The 18381-nt window shown below is 37.6% G+C and carries 17 protein-coding genes (1 of these 17 only partly in view); 15 read left to right on the top strand and 2 right to left on the bottom strand.

The features are described from left to right. Nucleotides 1–41 precede the first annotated feature (41 nt). The 4 genes from K412_RS0108075 (at nucleotide 42) to xylA (ending at nucleotide 4715) form a co-directional block, all read left to right on the top strand. On the top strand, nucleotides 42–299 hold the full coding sequence (locus tag K412_RS0108075) for a hypothetical protein (RefSeq protein ID WP_024832632.1): 258 nt from the start codon (nucleotides 42–44) through the stop codon (nucleotides 297–299). 262 nt (nucleotides 300–561) lie between these two features. Further along, nucleotides 562–2091 carry a xylulokinase gene (gene xylB / locus K412_RS0108070; RefSeq protein ID WP_024832631.1) on the top strand — a complete coding sequence of 510 codons (1530 nt, stop codon included), beginning with the start codon at nucleotides 562–564 and terminating at the stop codon, nucleotides 2089–2091. 49 nt (nucleotides 2092–2140) lie between these two features. Continuing rightward, complete coding sequence (locus K412_RS0108065; RefSeq protein ID WP_024832630.1) at nucleotides 2141–3340, top strand: ROK family transcriptional regulator; 1200 nt, start codon at nucleotides 2141–2143, stop codon at nucleotides 3338–3340. A 58-nt stretch (nucleotides 3341–3398) separates the two neighbouring features. Continuing rightward, nucleotides 3399–4715 (top strand): xylose isomerase, encoded by a 1317-nt coding sequence (gene xylA / locus K412_RS0108060; protein ID WP_024832629.1) that lies wholly within the window; start codon nucleotides 3399–3401, stop codon nucleotides 4713–4715. 475 nt (nucleotides 4716–5190) lie between these two features. Here xylA and K412_RS0108055 read toward each other — a convergent pair whose 3' ends face one another. Both K412_RS0108055 and K412_RS0108050 read right to left on the bottom strand, forming a co-directional pair. Then, nucleotides 5191–6552 (bottom strand): MATE family efflux transporter, encoded by a 1362-nt coding sequence (locus tag K412_RS0108055; protein WP_024832628.1) that lies wholly within the window; start codon nucleotides 6550–6552, stop codon nucleotides 5191–5193. A 101-nt stretch (nucleotides 6553–6653) separates the two neighbouring features. Continuing rightward, nucleotides 6654–7451 carry an AraC family transcriptional regulator gene (locus K412_RS0108050; protein WP_024832627.1) on the bottom strand — a complete coding sequence of 266 codons (798 nt, stop codon included), beginning with the start codon at nucleotides 7449–7451 and terminating at the stop codon, nucleotides 6654–6656. A gap of 168 nt (nucleotides 7452–7619) precedes the next feature. Here K412_RS0108050 and melA point away from each other — a divergent pair, with 168 nt between their 5' ends. From melA to K412_RS0107995, 11 genes are all read left to right on the top strand, one after another. Further along, nucleotides 7620–8945, top strand: a complete 1326-nt coding sequence (gene melA / locus K412_RS0108045; protein ID WP_024832626.1) for an alpha-glucosidase/alpha-galactosidase — start codon at nucleotides 7620–7622, stop codon at nucleotides 8943–8945. Between the two features lie 329 nt (nucleotides 8946–9274). Further along, a complete protein-coding gene (locus K412_RS0108040) occupies nucleotides 9275–10591 on the top strand; it encodes a phenylacetate--CoA ligase family protein (protein ID WP_024832625.1) in 1317 nt (438 codons plus the stop codon). 42 nt (nucleotides 10592–10633) lie between these two features. Beyond that, nucleotides 10634–11791 carry a pyridoxal phosphate-dependent aminotransferase gene (locus tag K412_RS0108035; protein WP_024832624.1) on the top strand — a complete coding sequence of 386 codons (1158 nt, stop codon included), beginning with the start codon at nucleotides 10634–10636 and terminating at the stop codon, nucleotides 11789–11791. A gap of 32 nt (nucleotides 11792–11823) precedes the next feature. Beyond that, nucleotides 11824–12354: a 2-oxoacid:acceptor oxidoreductase family protein gene (locus tag K412_RS0108030; RefSeq protein WP_024832623.1), complete on the top strand. Its 531-nt coding sequence runs from the start codon at nucleotides 11824–11826 to the stop codon at nucleotides 12352–12354. Next, nucleotides 12351–12647 (top strand): 4Fe-4S binding protein, encoded by a 297-nt coding sequence (locus K412_RS0108025; RefSeq protein WP_024832622.1) that lies wholly within the window; start codon nucleotides 12351–12353, stop codon nucleotides 12645–12647. Before K412_RS0108030 ends, K412_RS0108025 begins: the two co-directional genes overlap by 4 nt. After that, nucleotides 12640–13803 (top strand): transketolase C-terminal domain-containing protein, encoded by a 1164-nt coding sequence (locus K412_RS0108020; protein WP_024832621.1) that lies wholly within the window; start codon nucleotides 12640–12642, stop codon nucleotides 13801–13803. Before K412_RS0108025 ends, K412_RS0108020 begins: the two co-directional genes overlap by 8 nt. A 2-nt stretch (nucleotides 13804–13805) precedes the next feature. Then, nucleotides 13806–14684, top strand: a complete 879-nt coding sequence (locus tag K412_RS0108015; protein ID WP_024832620.1) for a thiamine pyrophosphate-dependent enzyme — start codon at nucleotides 13806–13808, stop codon at nucleotides 14682–14684. A gap of 25 nt (nucleotides 14685–14709) precedes the next feature. After that, nucleotides 14710–15591 (top strand): MetQ/NlpA family ABC transporter substrate-binding protein, encoded by an 882-nt coding sequence (locus tag K412_RS0108010; protein WP_024832619.1) that lies wholly within the window; start codon nucleotides 14710–14712, stop codon nucleotides 15589–15591. Nucleotides 15592–15645: 54 nt separating this feature from the next. Further along, nucleotides 15646–16683 carry a methionine ABC transporter ATP-binding protein gene (locus K412_RS0108005; RefSeq protein ID WP_024832618.1) on the top strand — a complete coding sequence of 346 codons (1038 nt, stop codon included), beginning with the start codon at nucleotides 15646–15648 and terminating at the stop codon, nucleotides 16681–16683. Further along, a complete protein-coding gene (locus K412_RS0108000; protein ID WP_024832617.1) occupies nucleotides 16668–17327 on the top strand; it encodes a methionine ABC transporter permease in 660 nt (219 codons plus the stop codon). Before K412_RS0108005 ends, K412_RS0108000 begins: the two co-directional genes overlap by 16 nt. A 191-nt stretch (nucleotides 17328–17518) precedes the next feature. Beyond that, nucleotides 17519–18381 carry the 5' portion of a D-2-hydroxyacid dehydrogenase gene (locus tag K412_RS0107995; RefSeq protein ID WP_024832616.1) on the top strand. 100 nt of this gene lie beyond the right edge of the window, so 863 of the gene's 963 nt are visible here — the first part of the coding sequence; its start codon is at nucleotides 17519–17521; the stop codon falls past the right edge of the window.

The raw sequence follows: 18381 nt of genomic DNA, 5'->3' as shown, positions 1-18381 counted from the left end.
AGTATTAAAAGTAAAACTAATATATAAGGGGATCAAATCAATTGAAGCTCTATGGCAGAATAATTAAGCAAGGAAAACTTATAAATGAAGCGTGGGCTGAACCACAGGGAACATCCGAGGATTTCAGGGACCAACTGGAGGAATGCCTTATTCAGGTTTGCAAAAAACTTGATATAGAAGTTCCCATTTGGCTTAAAAAGAATACCACGGATTTTGGATTATATAGAAAAACCAGTTTTAATGGAGATCACTTCGGTGAGGAAATTAAATTTGACAAGTTCGAAATAACATTATTTTAAAACAAAAATACATTTTATTATTACTATGGGGTGGAACTAATGGTTCTGCTCTTTTTTATTTTTATCACAAAAAAAGTTATGATTTATGTATTTAAATAAAAAATTTGCAAACCATAAACATGAATATCTGATTAGGATTCTTTGTAAAGTTTGTACAAAAACTAAGCTGTAAAACCGAAATATATTTTGACAAATCTATCATAGCTTGGTATACTTTATAATATAATATTATAAAGTATACTTTGGAGAGGGGGACTAAACATTGTCTTTTCTTATTGGTATTGATCTAGGAACATCGGGTGTAAAAACAGTATTATTTGATGAGGCAGGAAAGCCTGTTGCAAGCTCTACAGTTGAATATCCTCTTTATCAGCCTGACCTTGGCTGGGCTGAACAGGATCCTGAAGAATGGTGGAAAGGCACATGCGAAAGTATAAATAATGTCATGTTAAAAAGTGGCGTTGATAAAAGAGAGGTTAAGGGCGTTGGATTGTCCGGACAGATGCATGGAGCCGTTTTACTGGATAAGGATGACAAAGTATTAAGAAATGCAATAATTTGGTGCGATCAGAGAAGTGCTGCTGAATGTGATCAGATTACTGACCTCATCGGTAAAGAAAGATTGATAGAAATTACTGCAAACCCAGCACTTACAGGTTTTACTGCTTCAAAAATCATGTGGGTTAAGAATAACGAACCCCAGATATTCGAAAAGGTTGCAAAGATATTGTTACCAAAAGACTATATCAGATTCAGATTAACAGGAGAATACGCTACTGAGGTTTCTGATGCCAGTGGTATGCAGTTGATGAATATCGCAAAGAGAGAATGGAGTACAGAAGTTCTCGATAAATTGGGATTATCAACTTCAATGCTTGGTAAAATGTACGAATCTCAGGAAGTTACCGGAAAGGTTACTTCATCAGCAGCAGAACAGACAGGACTTAATGCTGGAACAATTGTAGTAGGCGGTGCTGGCGACCAGGCTGCAGGTGCAGTTGGAAACGGTATTGTTAAATCAGGTATAGTATCATCGACAATCGGAACATCAGGTGTTGTTTTTGCTTATACAGACAAGCTTACAATAGACCCTCTTGGAAGAGTGCATACATTCTGCCATGCTGTACCTAATACCTACCATGTAATGGGTGTTACACAAGGTGCGGGACTTTCACTGAAATGGTTCAGGGATACCTTCTGCATGGAAGAAATGATGACTTCTGAACTATCAGACATTGATGTATATAAGCTCCTTGATGCGGAAGCTGAAACTATAAAACCTTGCAGTGAAGGACTTATTTATCTTCCATATTTGATGGGAGAAAGAACTCCTCACCTTGATCCAAACGCAAAAGGTGTATTCTTCGGTCTTACTGCAAAGCACACAAAACCTCACTTTATCCGTTCAATAATGGAAGGAGTAACCTTCAGCTTGAGGGATTGTCTTGAAATCATTAAAGGAATGGGAGTAGATGTATCAGAGGTAAGAGCTTCAGGTGGAGGCGTAAAAAGCGGAATCTGGAGACAAATGCAGGCTGATGTATTCGGAACAAATATAAATCGTATTCGTTCTGATGAAGGACCAGCTTTAGGTGTAGCAATTCTTGCAGGAGTTGGTGCAGGTATATATGACAGTGTTCCTCAAGCCTGTGAAGATGTAATAAAGGTAAAGGATACACTTGCTCCAATACAAGAAAGAATAAGCCAATATGATGATTTCTATAAACTATACACTAAACTTTACAAATCATTAAAAGATGATTTTACCCAGCTAAGCACAATATTGAAATAAGATTTATACAGTTAGTTCTGTATAAGTTACAGTATATGGGGGTTGATTTATGAGGTTGGGTAAAGCCGGAAATAATAAGCTATTAAAAGAGATTAATGAGACATCATTACTTGAATTGATAAGAAAAAACAAGCAGGTGTCAAAAGCTGAGCTTGCACAAATAACCGGACTTTCACCTACTGCATGTGGGACAATAGTTACAAATCTGCTTGACAAAGGGTACATTCGTGAAGCAGGAATAGGAACATCCAAGGGCGGCAGGAGGCCAATACTGTATGAATTAACCCCGGGAAGCTATTTTTCCATAGGTGTGGACATTGACATTGATTATATTCGTTTTATTTTAATGGATATCACCGGGCAGGTTGAATTCAGAGATAAGATCTCTTGTGATTTTGCCCATGCTCCCTCAGAGTCAATACAGCTTATAGATGAAAAGATATCTGAAATTATTAATAACCACAACATTGAACATGAAAGATTACTGGGAGTGGGAGTATCCGTTCCGGGTATGGTTGACAATTTTACACATGAGATAATATTTGCCCCAAATCTTGGTTGGGAGCGGGTAGATTTGGAACACATGATGGATAGAATAGGTGACTTTCCTATATATGTTGACAATGAAGCAATGTGTTCTGCAATATGTGAAAATTGGATAGGATGCTGTATAGATGAAGGCGATTTTGTATGCATAAATATGAAGTCAGGAATTGGCTCCAGTATATTTGCAGCCGGAAATCTGTATAGGGGATGTTGTGGAAGTGCAGGTGAAATAGGTCATATAACAGTTGACCAGAACGGGCCAAGATGTGCCTGCGGAAACTATGGTTGCCTTGAAGCATTAGTTTCGGCAAGAACTATGGTAGAAAAGGCACAAAAATTGGTAAGGCAAGGTTTGATAACAGATTTTGATAACATTGAAGCAATAACTGTGGATGATATTTTTAGACTGGCAGGTGAAGGAAACGAGTCAGCCAGAATAATTCTGGTAGAGTCAGCGGGATATTTGGGACTTGCAATAGCAAACCTTATAAATACTGTAAATCCTTCTAAAATAGTTCTTGGAAAAGAATTGGCCAAATTTTCAGAAGATATCATGGAGCATATAAAAAGTATTGCATCAGCTAAGGCACTCAAGTATCCGGCCTCCAGAGTAGAAATAGTAGCATCAAAAATCGGAGAGGATTCATCGGCTTTGGGTGCAGCTATAATTCCATTAAAAAAGCTCTTTGGCTACAGGCTATAGGTTTAATATATTTGAAAGTGTTAGGAAACAAAAAAATAATCAAACGGAGGGATTTAATATGTCAGAAGTATTTAGCGGTATTTCAAAAATCAAGTTTGAAGGAAGCGGATCGGATAATCCATTAGCATTTAAGTATTACGATCCTAAAGCAGTTATTGGCGGAAAGACAATGGAAGAACATCTGAGATTTGCAGTAGCGTATTGGCACACTTTTGCAGCACCGGGTGCGGACATGTTCGGTGCAGGATCATATGTAAGACCTTGGAACACAATGTCTGATCCACTGGAAATTGCAAAATACAAAGTTGAAGCAAACTTTGAATTCATTGAAAAGCTTGGAGCTCCTTTCTTCGCTTTCCATGACAGAGATATCGCTCCAGAAGGTGACACACTCGCTGAAACTAACAAAAATCTTGATGTAATAGTTTCAGTAATAAAAGATAGAATGAAATCAAGCCCAGTAAAATTATTATGGGGAACTACAAATGCTTTCGGAAATCCTAGATTTATGCATGGTGCTTCAACTTCACCAAATGCTGACATATTTGCATATGCAGCAGCTCAGGTAAAGAAGGCAATGGAAATTACAAAAGAATTAGGCGGAGAAAACTACGTATTCTGGGGTGGTAGAGAAGGTTACGAAACTCTATTGAATACAGATATGAAGTTGGAACTTGACAATTTGGCAAGATTCTTAAAAATGGCTGTTGACTATGCTAAGGAAATTGGTTTTGATGGACAGTTCTTAATCGAGCCAAAGCCAAAGGAACCAACTAAGCATCAATATGACTTTGATACAGCTACAGTTATCGGTTTCTTGAAGACATACGGATTAGACCCATACTTCAAGATGAACATTGAAGCTAACCATGCTACTTTAGCAGGACATACATTCCAGCATGAGCTTGCTATGTGTAGAATCAACAATATGCTTGGAAGTATCGATGCTAACCAAGGTGACGTAATGCTCGGATGGGATACAGACCAATTCCCAACAAACCTGTATGATGCAACTCTTGCAATGGTGGAAGTATTAAAAGCCGGCGGATTGAAAAAGGGTGGTCTGAACTTTGACTCAAAAGTTAGAAGAGGATCGTTTGAACCCGTTGACTTGTTCTACGGACATATTGCAGGTATGGATACTTTTGCAAAAGGTCTGATCATAGCTAACAAGATCATAGAAGACGGTAAGTTTGATGCATTTGTTGCAGACAGATATTCAAGCTACACAACAGGTATCGGAAAAGATATCGTTGAAGGAAAAGTTGGCTTTAAAGAATTAGAGCAACACGCACTCAACGTAAAGATTCAGAACAAGTCCGGACGTCAGGAAATGTTGGAAGCTTTATTAAATCAATATATTCTCGAAGCATAAGCTTTAAACTTATAAGAAAGAACCTCTTGAACGCTATTGTTCAAGAGGTTCTTTAACTCACAGAGTAACAATTTTAAGCTGAAATGGTAATTAATTACAATTACTAAAAGTGTATTATAAAAGACAGAGAAAAAGTCTTGCACAATTACATTAAATGGTATAAAATATATATTGTTACATAGATTACTAATTTTCTATATTATTTATTGAAATTTTTCGTAACACTTATCAGTAAGTTTTGAAATTACCTTTCGTATTATATATTCCTCACATTCAATATGGTTATAAAAATATAATAATTCCTAATTGCTTATAAAGAACCAAATAGAAAGCAGTAGGTCTATTTTAGACAGGTTAAATATTTTTGGATTAGAACCTGTAAAAACCATATCTGAAAACCAACTAAAAATAGATATATTTCCTTCTAAAATCCCTACGCATGAAGAAATCCATACGTAGGGGGTTTTTTTATGAGTTATACTTTTAAATATTTCCAATCGCCTTTATTCATTCGCAAAAGGTACATAACAGAACGTGTACAGAAATCCAAAAAGATACCAATCATAACAGCGATAAGCCCTAAACCAAGAACCCTGTCCAGGGTGTATGAAGGCAATACTCTTAGAACCCATAAACCTACAAAAGATGTAATCATAACATAATTAATATCACCGGCAGCTTTCAGCGTTGCCGAACAAATATTGAGAACGGCAAGGAGAGGTTCCAGAACACCAAAAGTCCTTACAATCATAACAGATTCCTTTATTACTTCTGGCTCATCGGAATATATTCGGGCCAATAGAGGAGCAAATACAAACATAAGAATACCAAGAACAAAGCCAAAGAGAATGGTGATTTTTAAGCTCTCATAGGAATAATTATTTGCTTTGTCATAGTTCTTTTCACCAAGGCTCTGCCCAACAAGGGTTGTATTTGCTATGGCAAACCCGAATATGGGGAAAAATGCAATGGCATTGATGTTGATTCCGATTTGGTAGGCCGCCATGGCAACTGTACCCATGGTTACAATAATAAGCTGAAGAACTAGGAAACCGCCTTGCATTACTGCCTGCTCAATAAATCCCGGGACACCAATATTTACAATTCTTTTCATTAACTGCGGTTTTATGCTGTAGTCATCTTTTAGACTTAGATTAAGTTTGAGTCCCTTTCGATTGTAAAGGACGAGGACCCTTGCAGTTACACCGATGATTCTGGAAGCAGTTACGGCAATGGCAGACCCAGCCACACCCATACCTGGTATATTAAGAAACGGTACACCAAAAATCAAAATAGTATTAAGTATTATATTTATTATGTTTACTCCTCCTGTAATATACATAGGAGTCTTTGTATCCCCGGCACCTCTCATTGCTCCTGATACAATAATGTCAAGAACAAAAAATGGAAGACTAAATAAAATAATATTAAAATAAGTTAGTCCATGGTTAAAAACCTGTATCTCTGCTTTACCTAGAAATAAATTGAGAATAGGATTAGAAAAGATTTTTCCTGTTACCATTAGAAATATTCCTACAACGAGAGCCATGTATCCGGACTGAACCAAAGTCCTTTTGGCCTCTGCGTGATTTCCTTCCCCGGTTACCCTTGCTATAACGACTGTGGTACCTATTGATAAGCCTGAAAAGACAGTCTGCAGGAAGTTGATGAGCATGTTGACCATACCGACCCCTGCCAGGGCTTGAGTACCAATCCAGCTCATGAATACAGTAGAAATAATACCTACTAGCATTTCCAGAATTTGCTCAGTTATAGAAGGCCAGGCAAGACCGATAATTTCTTTGTCAATTTCTTTATTTAGCCTAAACTTTTTCATGAATATGACCTCGTATAAAAAGTATTTAAACTATTATTATAGACCTATAATTTTGTCATGTCACCAACAAAATCAAATTAAAAAAAAGCCAGCAAAATTGCTTACAAGTTACTTCTGTAAAGTGACGGGGGGATTCCATATTTTTTCTTGAACATTTTAGAGAAATTGTAAATATCGTCATAACCGGCACTTCTTCCTGCCTCTGCTACTGAATACCCATGTTTGGATAGAAGAAGTGCCGCTTTCTCAAGCCTGTAATTGACAATAAAGTCCTGTGGCGTATTCCTGGTGTGTTTACGAAAAATCCTACAAAGATATCTTCTATCAATACCAAGCATATTTGCTATACTTTCTACAGATATATGGCTTGCGTAATTGGCCATAATATAATCCTTTGCACGTTTACAGTAAACATTTGGTGCAGATCCTCTGGGGGTGGGACTGAATTCTTCCGTTAAATATGAAAACATCTCAAAGATTTTACCGCACAAATATAATTCTGAAGAGTGCTGCATGTTCTCAGCATCCTTCATGCTTAAAAATGTGTTTCTGAGAGAAGGTATATACATTGTGCAAATATCATCAGAAAACCCACTGTTTTTCAGTAAATCAGGAGCTAAACTTCCGTTAAACCCAATCCATATATATTCCCACGGATTTTCATTATCGGCCTTATAAAAAGTCAATTCGTAGGGCCGTATCAAAAACAGACAATCCTTGGATAAATAGTAATGTTTCCCGGCTCTCTCAAAAATACCACTTCCTGAAACGATATAGTGAATTAGATAATATTCACGCGAAGCAGGGCCGAAAAAATGTCCCTTATTACATGATTCCCACCCACATATCAAAGGATTGATATCATTGAAACCTTTATTCAGTAGAGGAATATTGTGCATTTAAAACGCTCCCTTAGTGTATTAAATAACTTTCAAATACTGAAATTTTTATATATTCAGTAGTGCAATGGTTACATTATAACAAATATAAGTTACATTATTCAATTTTCGGATTATGTATTTCTGGTATGCTATAGATAGAGTTAAAAAGCATGGAGGGATTCAATAATGGTCAAAATAACATTTATGGGAGCAGGAAGTACTGTATTTGCAAAAAATGTACTGGGTGACAGTATGTGTACGGAGGCTCTGGCAGATGGTGAAATACGACTGTATGACATTGCAGGTGATAGACTCAAAGAGTCTCAAATTATGCTGGAGGCGATAAATAGGAATGTAAACAAAGGAAGGGCCAAAATAAAAACCTATTTAGGAGTGGAAAACAGAAAGGAGGCCCTTCGGGATGCAGACTTCGTTATAAATGCAATACAAGTTGGGGGATATGATCCATGTACAATCATTGATTTTGAAATTCCCAAAAAGTATGGATTAAGGCAAACAATTGCGGATACACTGGGAATCGGCGGAATAATGCGTACACTTAGGACAATACCGGTTATGGAAGACTTTGCAAGGGATATGGAAGAAGTTTGTCCCAACGCGTGGTTTCTGAATTATACAAATCCAATGGCTATGTTGTCTGGATATATGCAAAGATACACCGGAGTAAAAACGGTAGGATTATGCCACAGTGTTCAAATTTGTTCTGAGGATTTGCTAAAATCCTTGGGCATGGAAGACCGATTGGAAGGAAGAAAGGAACTGATAGCGGGTATAAATCACATGGGATGGTTGCTGGAAATATATGACAAAAACGGAAACGACCTTTACCCTGAGATTAGAAGACGTGCAAAAGAGAAAAATCAAAACCAGAAGCATCATGACATGGTAAGATATGAGTATATAGACAAGTTAGGATATTATTGCACTGAGTCAAGTGAACACAATGCGGAGTACAATCCCTACTTTATTAAATCTTCATATCCTGAACTTATAGATAAATATAATATACCTCTCGATGAATACCCCAGAAGATGTGTCTATCAGATAGAAGAGTGGAATAAACGCAGGGATGAGTTAATGAGTAATCAGGCTCTAAACCATATTAGATCAAGGGAATATGCATCCTACATTATGGAGGCAATAGTCACAAATAAACCTTTTAAAATCGGTGGAAATGTTATTAATAAAGGAGGGCTGATTGAAAACCTTCCCTACGAAGCATGTGTTGAAGTGCCTTGTATGGTTGATGGCATGGGTGTTAATCCGTGCCGGGTAGGACGGCTGCCGGTACAATTGGCTGCCATGAATATGACCAATATTAATGTCCAGCTTATAACTATTGAAGCCGCAGTTACAAGAAAGAAAGAGCATATCTATCATGCAGCTATGTTGGATCCACACACGGGAGCTGAAATGACTCTTGATAATATAGTTAAAATGGTTGATGAGCTAATAGAGGCACATGGAAGTTGGTTTCCCAAATTTAAATAATAACAGTTGAATAGCAATCAAAAAAATAACTTTAAACTTTGTTTAAAGTTATTTTTTTGTCAATTACTTCAATTCAATAATGATTCGAGCTTAAAATATAATTTCCATATAGCATAACTATACAGAATTATATTTAAAATAACTATTAATATAAAAATATTAATTTTGAAATATTCTATTGACACAAAATAATTCAGATTATATAATAGCAAACATATAATATTACTATGAATTAGACAACAGAGTGATAAATTAATGAAATTATTGTAAATAGAGGCGTGTAGTTTTTAAGGTACCGAGAACTGTTGCCAAAATCGGAGGTTTAAAAAATGGAAAAAAAATATTGGTCAGAAGAAATTGAAACTATAGACAGAGAAAAGCTGGAGGATTACCAGTTGGAGCGTGTAAAGTCTCAGATAAAGCTGGCATATGAAAAATCACCATATTATAGAGAAAGTTTTGAAAAAGCAGGAGTTACACCGGATAGTATAAAAACTCTAGACGATATACGAAAGTTCCCCATATTGACAAAGTATACAATTAGAGAGAGACAGAATGAGAAGCCAATATTAGGTGACTTGATAACGGTGGATGAAGAAAAAGTGGTATTTATATCGTCTTCCAGCGGCTCTACAGGAAAGCCCACTGCCAGCCCTTTTAGCAAAGTAGATTTTGATGAATTTCAAGATGTTGAGAGCAGATTGTTTTGGCAAGCAGGAATGAGACCAAAAGACAGATACATACATGCACTTAATTTTTCACTTTTTGTGGGAGGGCCCGATGTAATAGGGGCACAAAACCTTGGAGCACTGTGTATATGGGCAGGGACTATTCCTACTGACAGGCTACTGTTCATATTGCAGGAATACCAACCAAACATAATCTGGACAACACCGTCTTATGCATGGTATCTGGGGGAAACTGCAAGAGAAAAGGGCATAGACATAAAAAAAGACTTATCCATCAGAACAATAATAGTTGCAGGAGAACCGGGTGGTTCAATCCCGACAACCAGAAAAGCAATTGAGGACTTATGGGGAGCAGATGTATATGATTTTTATGGAATCTCGGATATATTCGGGGCATGTGCTGCTGCATGTGAGTATCATGAAGGACTTCATATTGCAGAAGACCATCTGCTGGTGGAGGTAGTTGATGAGCACACGGGGGAACCTGTAGCAGAAGGTGAAAGAGGAGAAATGCTTCTTACAACACTAAGAAAAGAAGCTAGGCCTATGATTCGTTTTAGAACGGGAGACATTGTTACATATACCAATAAGAAATGCAAATGCGGACGTACCCATAAGAGAATAAATGTAGTTGGTAGGGTTGATGATATGTTTATTTGCGGCGGTGTGAATGTATTCCCAAGCGATATAGAATACACCGTAAGAAATATTAAGGATCTAACAGGGGAGTACAGGGTTACAGTACTCACAGACAATCACATTACAAAATTTAGTGTAGAGGTTGAAAAAAGATTAGGCTCAAACATCGCGGACGATGAGCTTAAAGAAATAATCACCCATGAGCTTAAAACCCATCTGGGAGTAAAGCCGAAGGATGTTATTTTACATCCGGAAGGAGCACTTCCAAGAGCAACTCATAAGGCAAAAAGACTTATAGACATAAGAACAGAAAAATAAATCAGAAAGCAAATCCTAGAATAGTGTATTGTGGAGGGAATAATGCCAAAACTAAGTACAAGATTGGACTGGTTTTCAGAGTCAATCATTAGGAAAATGACAAGAATAGCTAACCAATATGGTGCAATAAATCTTTCACAGGGCTTCCCGGATTTTGACCCTCCGGAGCAATTAATTGAAGCCCTAAAAAAAGCAGCAGAAGAAGGCCCTCATCAGTATGAAATAACATGGGGCTCACCTCTTTTTAGAGAAGCGGTTGCAAAAAAACAGGAACATTTTATGGGTATAAAACTCAACCCTGACGAGAACATAGTGGTAACATGCGGAAGCACAGAAGCCATGATGACTGCAATGATGTCAGTTTGTGAGTCAGGTGAAAAAGTAGCTATATTTTCACCATTTTATGAAAACTACGCAGCAGATACGATTCTTTGCGGCGCCAAACCTATATATGTTCCACTGAATCCACCGGAATTTACATTTAATAAGGAAGAGCTGGAAAATGCATTCAAGGAGGGGGCAAAAGCTTTAATACTGTGTAACCCTTCAAATCCTATTGGAAAAGTATTTACAAAGGAAGAACTAATATTTATTTCAGAATTGGTTACAAAATATGATGCTTTTGTAATAACTGATGAAGTTTACGAGCATATAGTATATGAACCAAGCAAACATATATATTTTGCGTCATTGCCTGGTATGTTCGAAAGAACCATCTCCTGCAGTTCTTTGTCAAAAACATATTCAATAACCGGATGGAGACTGGGGTATGTAATAGGACCGAAAAATGTAATAGACAATTGCAAGAAGGTTCACGATTTTCTGACAGTTGGTGCTGCAGCTCCCTTGCAGAAGGCGGCACTGGCAGGATTGGCTTTTGGCGATGACTATTACAGGGAACTTGCAGGACTGTATGCAGAAAAAAGAGAGCTTTTTCTTAAGGGACTGGACTCAATAGGCCTTAAATACCATAAGCCAGATGGGGCTTATTATGTAATGGTAGACATAAGTGAGTTCGGCATAAAAACTGACGGGGAGTTTGCAGAAAGACTTGCAAAAAACGTAGGTGTTGCGGCCGTTCCGGGATCAAGTTTTTTTAAAGAGGATGTAAACAACTATGTAAGATTCCACTTTGCAAAGAAAAAGGAAACTCTGGAAAAGGCTCTGGAACGTCTGCAAACCATCCGCAAATTCTTTTAACCTTGGTTGGCAAACCAAAAGGAGATGTATTTATGATAGAAATAACATTTTTAGGTAGGGGCGGACAGGGTGCATTTACTACATCTAGAATACTTGGAGCAGCAGCAAGTCTATATGAAAATAAGTATGCACTGAGTTTTCCTAGTTTCGGGCCCGAAAGGCGTGGTGCGCCGGTATTTGCATATACCAAAATAGATAAAGTACCTATTAGAAACAGAAGCCAATGTGAGTTCAGCGATTACATCGTTATATTGGATGAAAGTCTTTATCATGAAAGTTTACATAATAAATTAAAACCCGGTGGAAAATTAATTCTCAATACCTCCAAAGAAAAGAGCAACTCTGAAATTATAAGTTTTGATGCTACTAAAGTTGCACAGGAATATCTCGGTGTACCAATAACTAATACTGCTATGCTTACAGTACTTGTAGCGAATACTCAGCTAGTGTCAAAAGACAGCCTATTAGCGGCAATCCAATATGATATGCCGGAGAGGATAGCATCAAAGAATCAAAAACTTGTAGAATATATATTCACATATACAAAGGGAGTGAGATTATGAGCAGACCAACTGTGAAAACAGACTTTTCCGGTGAAATAACCGAGGGTACCTACGGGCCTGCAATGCATCTCACAGAAACCCTGGAAGGCTGGAGAAACGCAAGACCTGTTATAAACAATACTATTTGCAATAATTGCGGGTTATGTTACCTTGTATGTCCCGAGGGAGTAATTTTCAGTGAAGAAAACAAAATGGACATAGACTATAGCTTTTGCAAGGGATGCGGTATTTGTGCCAAAGAATGTAGAAGGAATGCAATAACAATGCAAAAGGAGGATGCGGCAAATGAGTAACAAGGTATTTGTATCAGGAAATGAAGCAGTAGCCATCGGTGTAAAACTTGCAAAGCCAAATGTAATTGCCGCATATCCAATCACACCACAAACCATAGTAGTGGAAAGGTTGGCTGAAATGGTTGAAAGGCAGGAATTAAATGCGGAATACATGTACGTTGAGTCGGAGCACTCGGCATTATCAGCAGTAATGGGCGCAAGTGTACTTGGAGCCAGAACTTTTACAGCCACATCCTCCCAGGGACTTTTATACATGGCAGAAGTAATGCATTACGCCAGCGGGGGGAGAGTACCCTTGGTAATGATGAATGCCAATAGATCCCTGGCCCTTCCCTGGAGCATATTCGGAGACCAGAGAGATTCTTTGGCAATGCTGGACAGCGGGTGGATACAAGTTTATGTGGAAGATGCACAGGAAAGTCTTGACATGATAATACAGTCATACGCTTTGGCTGAACACAAAGAGGTATTGACTCCTGTTATGGTAAACTTGGACGGTTTTGTGTTGACTCATACATATGAAGCAATAGAGGTACCCGAGGAAGAGCAGGTAGACAAATTTCTTCCGAGCTTTGAACTTAAGGGAAAAATGGATTTAGAAAATCCCAAAAATTTATTTTTCTCATCAAGTCCGGCGGATAATATACGATTTAAAGTTCAACAACACCAAGCAATAGAAAACTCACGTAAAATAATTGAAAAATTAGACAAGCAATATGGAGAAATAACAGGCAGAAGTTACGGGGGTTTGGCCATAGGCTATAGAACAGAGGACGCGGATACCTTACTTGTAACGCTGGGAAGCATTACAGGGCAGGTGAAAGACGTAGTAGATGTCCTGAGATTGCAAGGTGAAAAGGTAGGGGTTGTTAAAATTAGATTTATGAGACCCTTCCCTGAAAAAGAAATACTTGAGCTTTGCAGTAATGCAGCTGTCATAGGTGTTCTGGAAAAAGACATATCCTTCGGATATCACGGAACAGTCTATACAAATGTCGCTGATGCCCTCAAGAATACAAATAAAAAAATATTTAACTTTATAGGCGGTCTGGGTGGGAAGAATATAAGCCAGCAAGATATTAAAAAAATATTCAGGCGACTAAAAAATATTGACAAAGACACAAGTACAGTCAATTTTATTGGACTGGAGGTGTAGAGGTGCTAAATAAATTGGATAAAAAAGAATACTTTTATGGGCATAAAGGCTGTGGCGGCTGTGGTGGAAGCCTTGCAGTAAGGCTAGCGCTGAAGGTGCTTGGCAAGAATACTTTCGTAGTTCTCCCCGCCGGTTGTATGTCTGCAGTTGGATTTGTATACCCACAGCTTTGTTTTGGAGTAAATGCATTGATATCACCTTTTGCCAGTACAGCAGCCATGCTGTCAGGAATCAGGGCGGCGGCTAACTCACTAAATATTGAGAATTGTAACGTTGTAGGCTTTGCAGGGGATGGAGGTACTGCAGATATCGGGCTTCAGGCATTATCAGGAGCAATAGACCGAGGCGATAAAATTATCTATATTTGCTATGATAATGAAGCCTATATGAACACGGGAGTTCAGCAAAGCAGCCTGACACCATATGGTGCAAGAACAACAACAACTCCTCCCGGTGAACACATACATGGAAGTAGAAACAACAAGAAAGATATGTTTGAAATAGTTGCGGCACACCACATAAAATATGCTGCAACAGCAAGTATAGGTAATATCCCAGATTATATCCGAAAGGTGGAGAAAGCAAAAAACACCAATGGCACATCATATATACACATTGCAGCACCATGTCCTACAGGATGGGGGATAGACAGCAGTGAAACCATAGACATTGCAAGAGAAGCAATAGAATGCGGACTTTGGTATCTGGCAGAATATGAGGACGGAAAGTACAAACTTAACAAAGATGTGAAGGAGTTCACAAGCGTTAGAGCACATCTTAAAAGGCAAGGACGTTTCAAACATTTGACAGATAAAGATATTGAAAAAATTGAAAGGCAAAGAGATAAGCATATTAAATTTATAAAGGAACGATACATATAACTTTTTAGAAAAAAGGGGTGTTAAAATGAGAAAGATAATAAAAGCAAGTATTGCAGGTATTTTAACTTTAGCATTGGGATTGGGTGTAGCAGCGTGCGGCAGTACAAATTCTTCTCAAAATTCAAACGTATCATCATCGCAGCAGTCGACAGCAGGTAAAGACGGTGAAAAGAAAATAGTGTTCGGGGTAGCACCGGGACCATATGGAGATATGGTTAAATTGGCTATACAACCTGAACTTGAAAAAAAGGGCTATGATGTTGAACTTATGGAATTCAGTGATTATGTTCAACCAAACATTGCCCTTGGAAATGGAGAAGTAAACGTTAATCTGTTTCAGCATACAGTATATTTGGAGAACTTTGCAAAAGAACACAAACTTGAACTTAGCCCAGTAATCAGTATACCAACTGCTAGCATGGGGATATTTTCTAAAAAAATTAAAAAACTTGAAGAATTACCTGATGGAGCAACAGTTACATTGCCAAATGATGTTCCCAATCTGGCAAGAGCCCTAAGATTTCTTGTACAGGTAAATCTTATAACCTTAAAGCCTGACATAGATTTAACAAAGGCATCTGAAAATGACATAGCCGAAAATCCTAAAAAACTTGTTTTTACACCGGCAGAAGCTGCACAGCTTCCAAGAACTCTGGACAGTGCAGACATAGCAATAGTAAACGGTAATTTTGCTATATCAGCCGGATTGAAACTTTCAGAAGCTGTTGCCAAGGAAAAGTTAGATGAACCTTATAAAAATGTTATAGCTGTAAGGACACAAGATAAAGAAACCAAGTTTGTAAAGGACATAGAAGAAATAGTTAAATCACAGGCATTTAGAAACGTAATAGAAGACGATAAAAATATATTCAAGGATTTTGATTTCCCCGAATGGTTCAGCAAATAGGAACTTACCGTTTCATCAGTAAAAGCTATCGTGGTTAAAGAGGGGAGAGGTCATATGATAAGACTTGAAAACGTAAGTGTAGAATTCAAACAGAAAAAAGAAAAAGATGTTGTAGCAGTAAAAGACGTTTCACTGCATATCCGTAAAGGGGAGATATTCGGAATAGTAGGCACCAGCGGGGCGGGCAAAAGCAGTCTTATAAGAACTCTCAACGGTTTGCAAAAGCCCACCCAAGGCAGGGTATTTGTGGATGGAGAAGATATAACAAATGCAAAAGGCAAAAACCTGCGAAATATTAGAAGAAAAATAGGAATGATTTTTCAACACTTTAACCTTATCTCAAGAAAAACAGTAGGTCAGAATATTGAATTTGCATTAAAAATTCAGAATTACCCCAAACAGGATAGAAGTAAAAGAGTAAAGGAACTCCTTGAAATAGTTGGGCTATCTGATAAGGAAAAGGTATATCCGGCCAACCTGAGCGGAGGACAAAAGCAAAGAGTTGCAATAGCAAGAGCATTAGCAGCAAATCCAAAGGTATTGCTGTGCGATGAGGCTACTTCGGCTTTGGATGTTCAAACAACAGAGGAAATTTTACAACTTCTCAGGAAAATCAACAGAGAACTTGAAATAACCATAGTATTTATAACACATCAGTTAGAGATAGCTAAAACACTATTTGACAGAATAGCTGTTATGAGTCAGGGGGTCATTATAGAAGAAAACGATACATATCAGATATTTGCTTCACCATCAAATGAGATAACACAAAGTCTTATAAAGGATAATATAAAGCTGCCTTTAGAAATTGTTGAATCTCTTGAGAGTGAAATACTAAAGCTTGTATACAAGGGAGATAAGAGCGTAGAACCCATTATATCTTTAGCAAACAAAAAGTTTGATATTATACTCAATATACTTCACGGAAAAATAGAATATATTAAGGGGAAGCCAATAGGTATACTTTTCGTGACACTTGAAGGGCCTCAGGAGGAATGTGAGAGAGCAAAGCAGTTTATTTCTGACAACGTGGAAGAAATAACTACATACTACAATGGGAAGAAAGGAGAATCTGCATGGAATATAGCTTAGAGTTTTTATCCCAACTGGGAAAAGCGGCAAAAGAAACCTTATTGATGGTGTCTATTGCAACAGTTATTGGCTGTGTGGCAGGGCTACTATTAGGACTTATTCTTTACATAACCTCCAACAGCTTGCTTTATAAAAACAGGACAATTAATATTATTGCAGGTTTTATCATAAACATCATAAGATCCATACCGTTTGTTATTCTTCTGGTACTTTTAGTTCCCGTAACACTGAAGCTAGTAGGCTCTACTATAGGGCCAAAAGCGGCATCGGTACCATTGACAGCTGCATCAATAGCATTTTTTGCAAGGCTTGCAGAAGTTTCCTTTGAAGAGGTTGATAAAGGTTTGATAGAGGCAGCTTTAGCTATGGGAGGCGGAATAAAGCATATCGTATCGGGTGTATTGCTGGTGGAGGCTTTGCCTTCCTTAATAAGGGCTTTAACAGTAACTATAATAAGTATTATAGGATATTCGGCAATGGCAGGGACTGTCGGCGGAGGCGGTATTGGCGATTTGGCAGTCAGATTCGGTTACTATAGATACCAGATGGATGTAATGTTTATAACAGTTATTTTATTAATAATTGTTGTCCAGATAATCCAAGTATCAGGTGAAAAAATTGCGAAACGGTTAACCAAAAATTAAATACGTACCTATACAATAACAATAGAGGAGTTGCCCATCAATAGATAGGCAGCTTCTTTATTTTTATTTGAGAAATGCTCTGGAACAGGGAATTTATATGAATTATAATTGTATAATAAATTATGATAGCTAGAATAAATTCCCTTTGAACAGGGGTTAATACTAAATAAGCTCATTAACTGGAGGTAATCATGAAAATAGTTGTATTAGACGGATATACACTGAATCCAGGAGATATGTCCTGGGATGCAATGGGACAACTCGGCGAATTGATAGTATACGACAGAACTCCGGCTGACAAGATAATTGAAAGAATTGATAATGCAGAAATAGTTCTTACAAACAAAGTAATTCTTACAAAAGAAATATTAGAAAAAACCCCATCAGTTAAATATATTGGCGTAATGGCGACAGGATATAACGTAGTTGATATTCAATGTGCAAAGGAACTCGGAATAATTGTGACAAATGTACCTGCATACAGTACGGATTCAGTAGCTCAAATGGTATTTGCGTTTATACTAGAGTTCTGTCACCACGTTGGTGAACATAATAGAGCTGTCCATGCAGGAAAGTGGACAAAGAACATTGATTTTTCATTTTGGGACTATCCTCTTATTGAAATAAAAAATAAAACTTTAGGTATAATCGGGTTTGGCGCCATAGGACAAAGAGTAGCCAAAATAGCAGAGATATTCGGTATGAAAGTATTGTTTTACAGCAGAACATCAAAACCTAACCTTGAAACGGATAATATAAAATATGCTAAATTGGAGAAGGTACTTGCCGAGTCAGATTTTATAACAGTACACTGTCCTCTGACAGAGCATACAAAAGGACTAATAAACAAGGTTACAATATCTAAAATGAAGAATGGGGCTTTTCTTATAAATACATCAAGAGGACCAGTTATTGACGAAAACGATGTGGCAGACGCTCTTAAAACAGGAAAACTCGCGGGCTTAGGAACAGATGTGGTGTCTGTTGAGCCAATAACAGGAGATAACCCTTTGCTTGGTGCAAAAAACTGCATAATAACACCGCATTTTGCATG

This window comes from Ruminiclostridium josui JCM 17888 (assembly GCF_000526495.1).
Taxonomy (GTDB): domain Bacteria; phylum Bacillota; class Clostridia; order Acetivibrionales; family DSM-1351; genus Ruminiclostridium; species Ruminiclostridium josui.
This window is presented reverse-complemented; position numbering and strand designations above follow the sequence as displayed.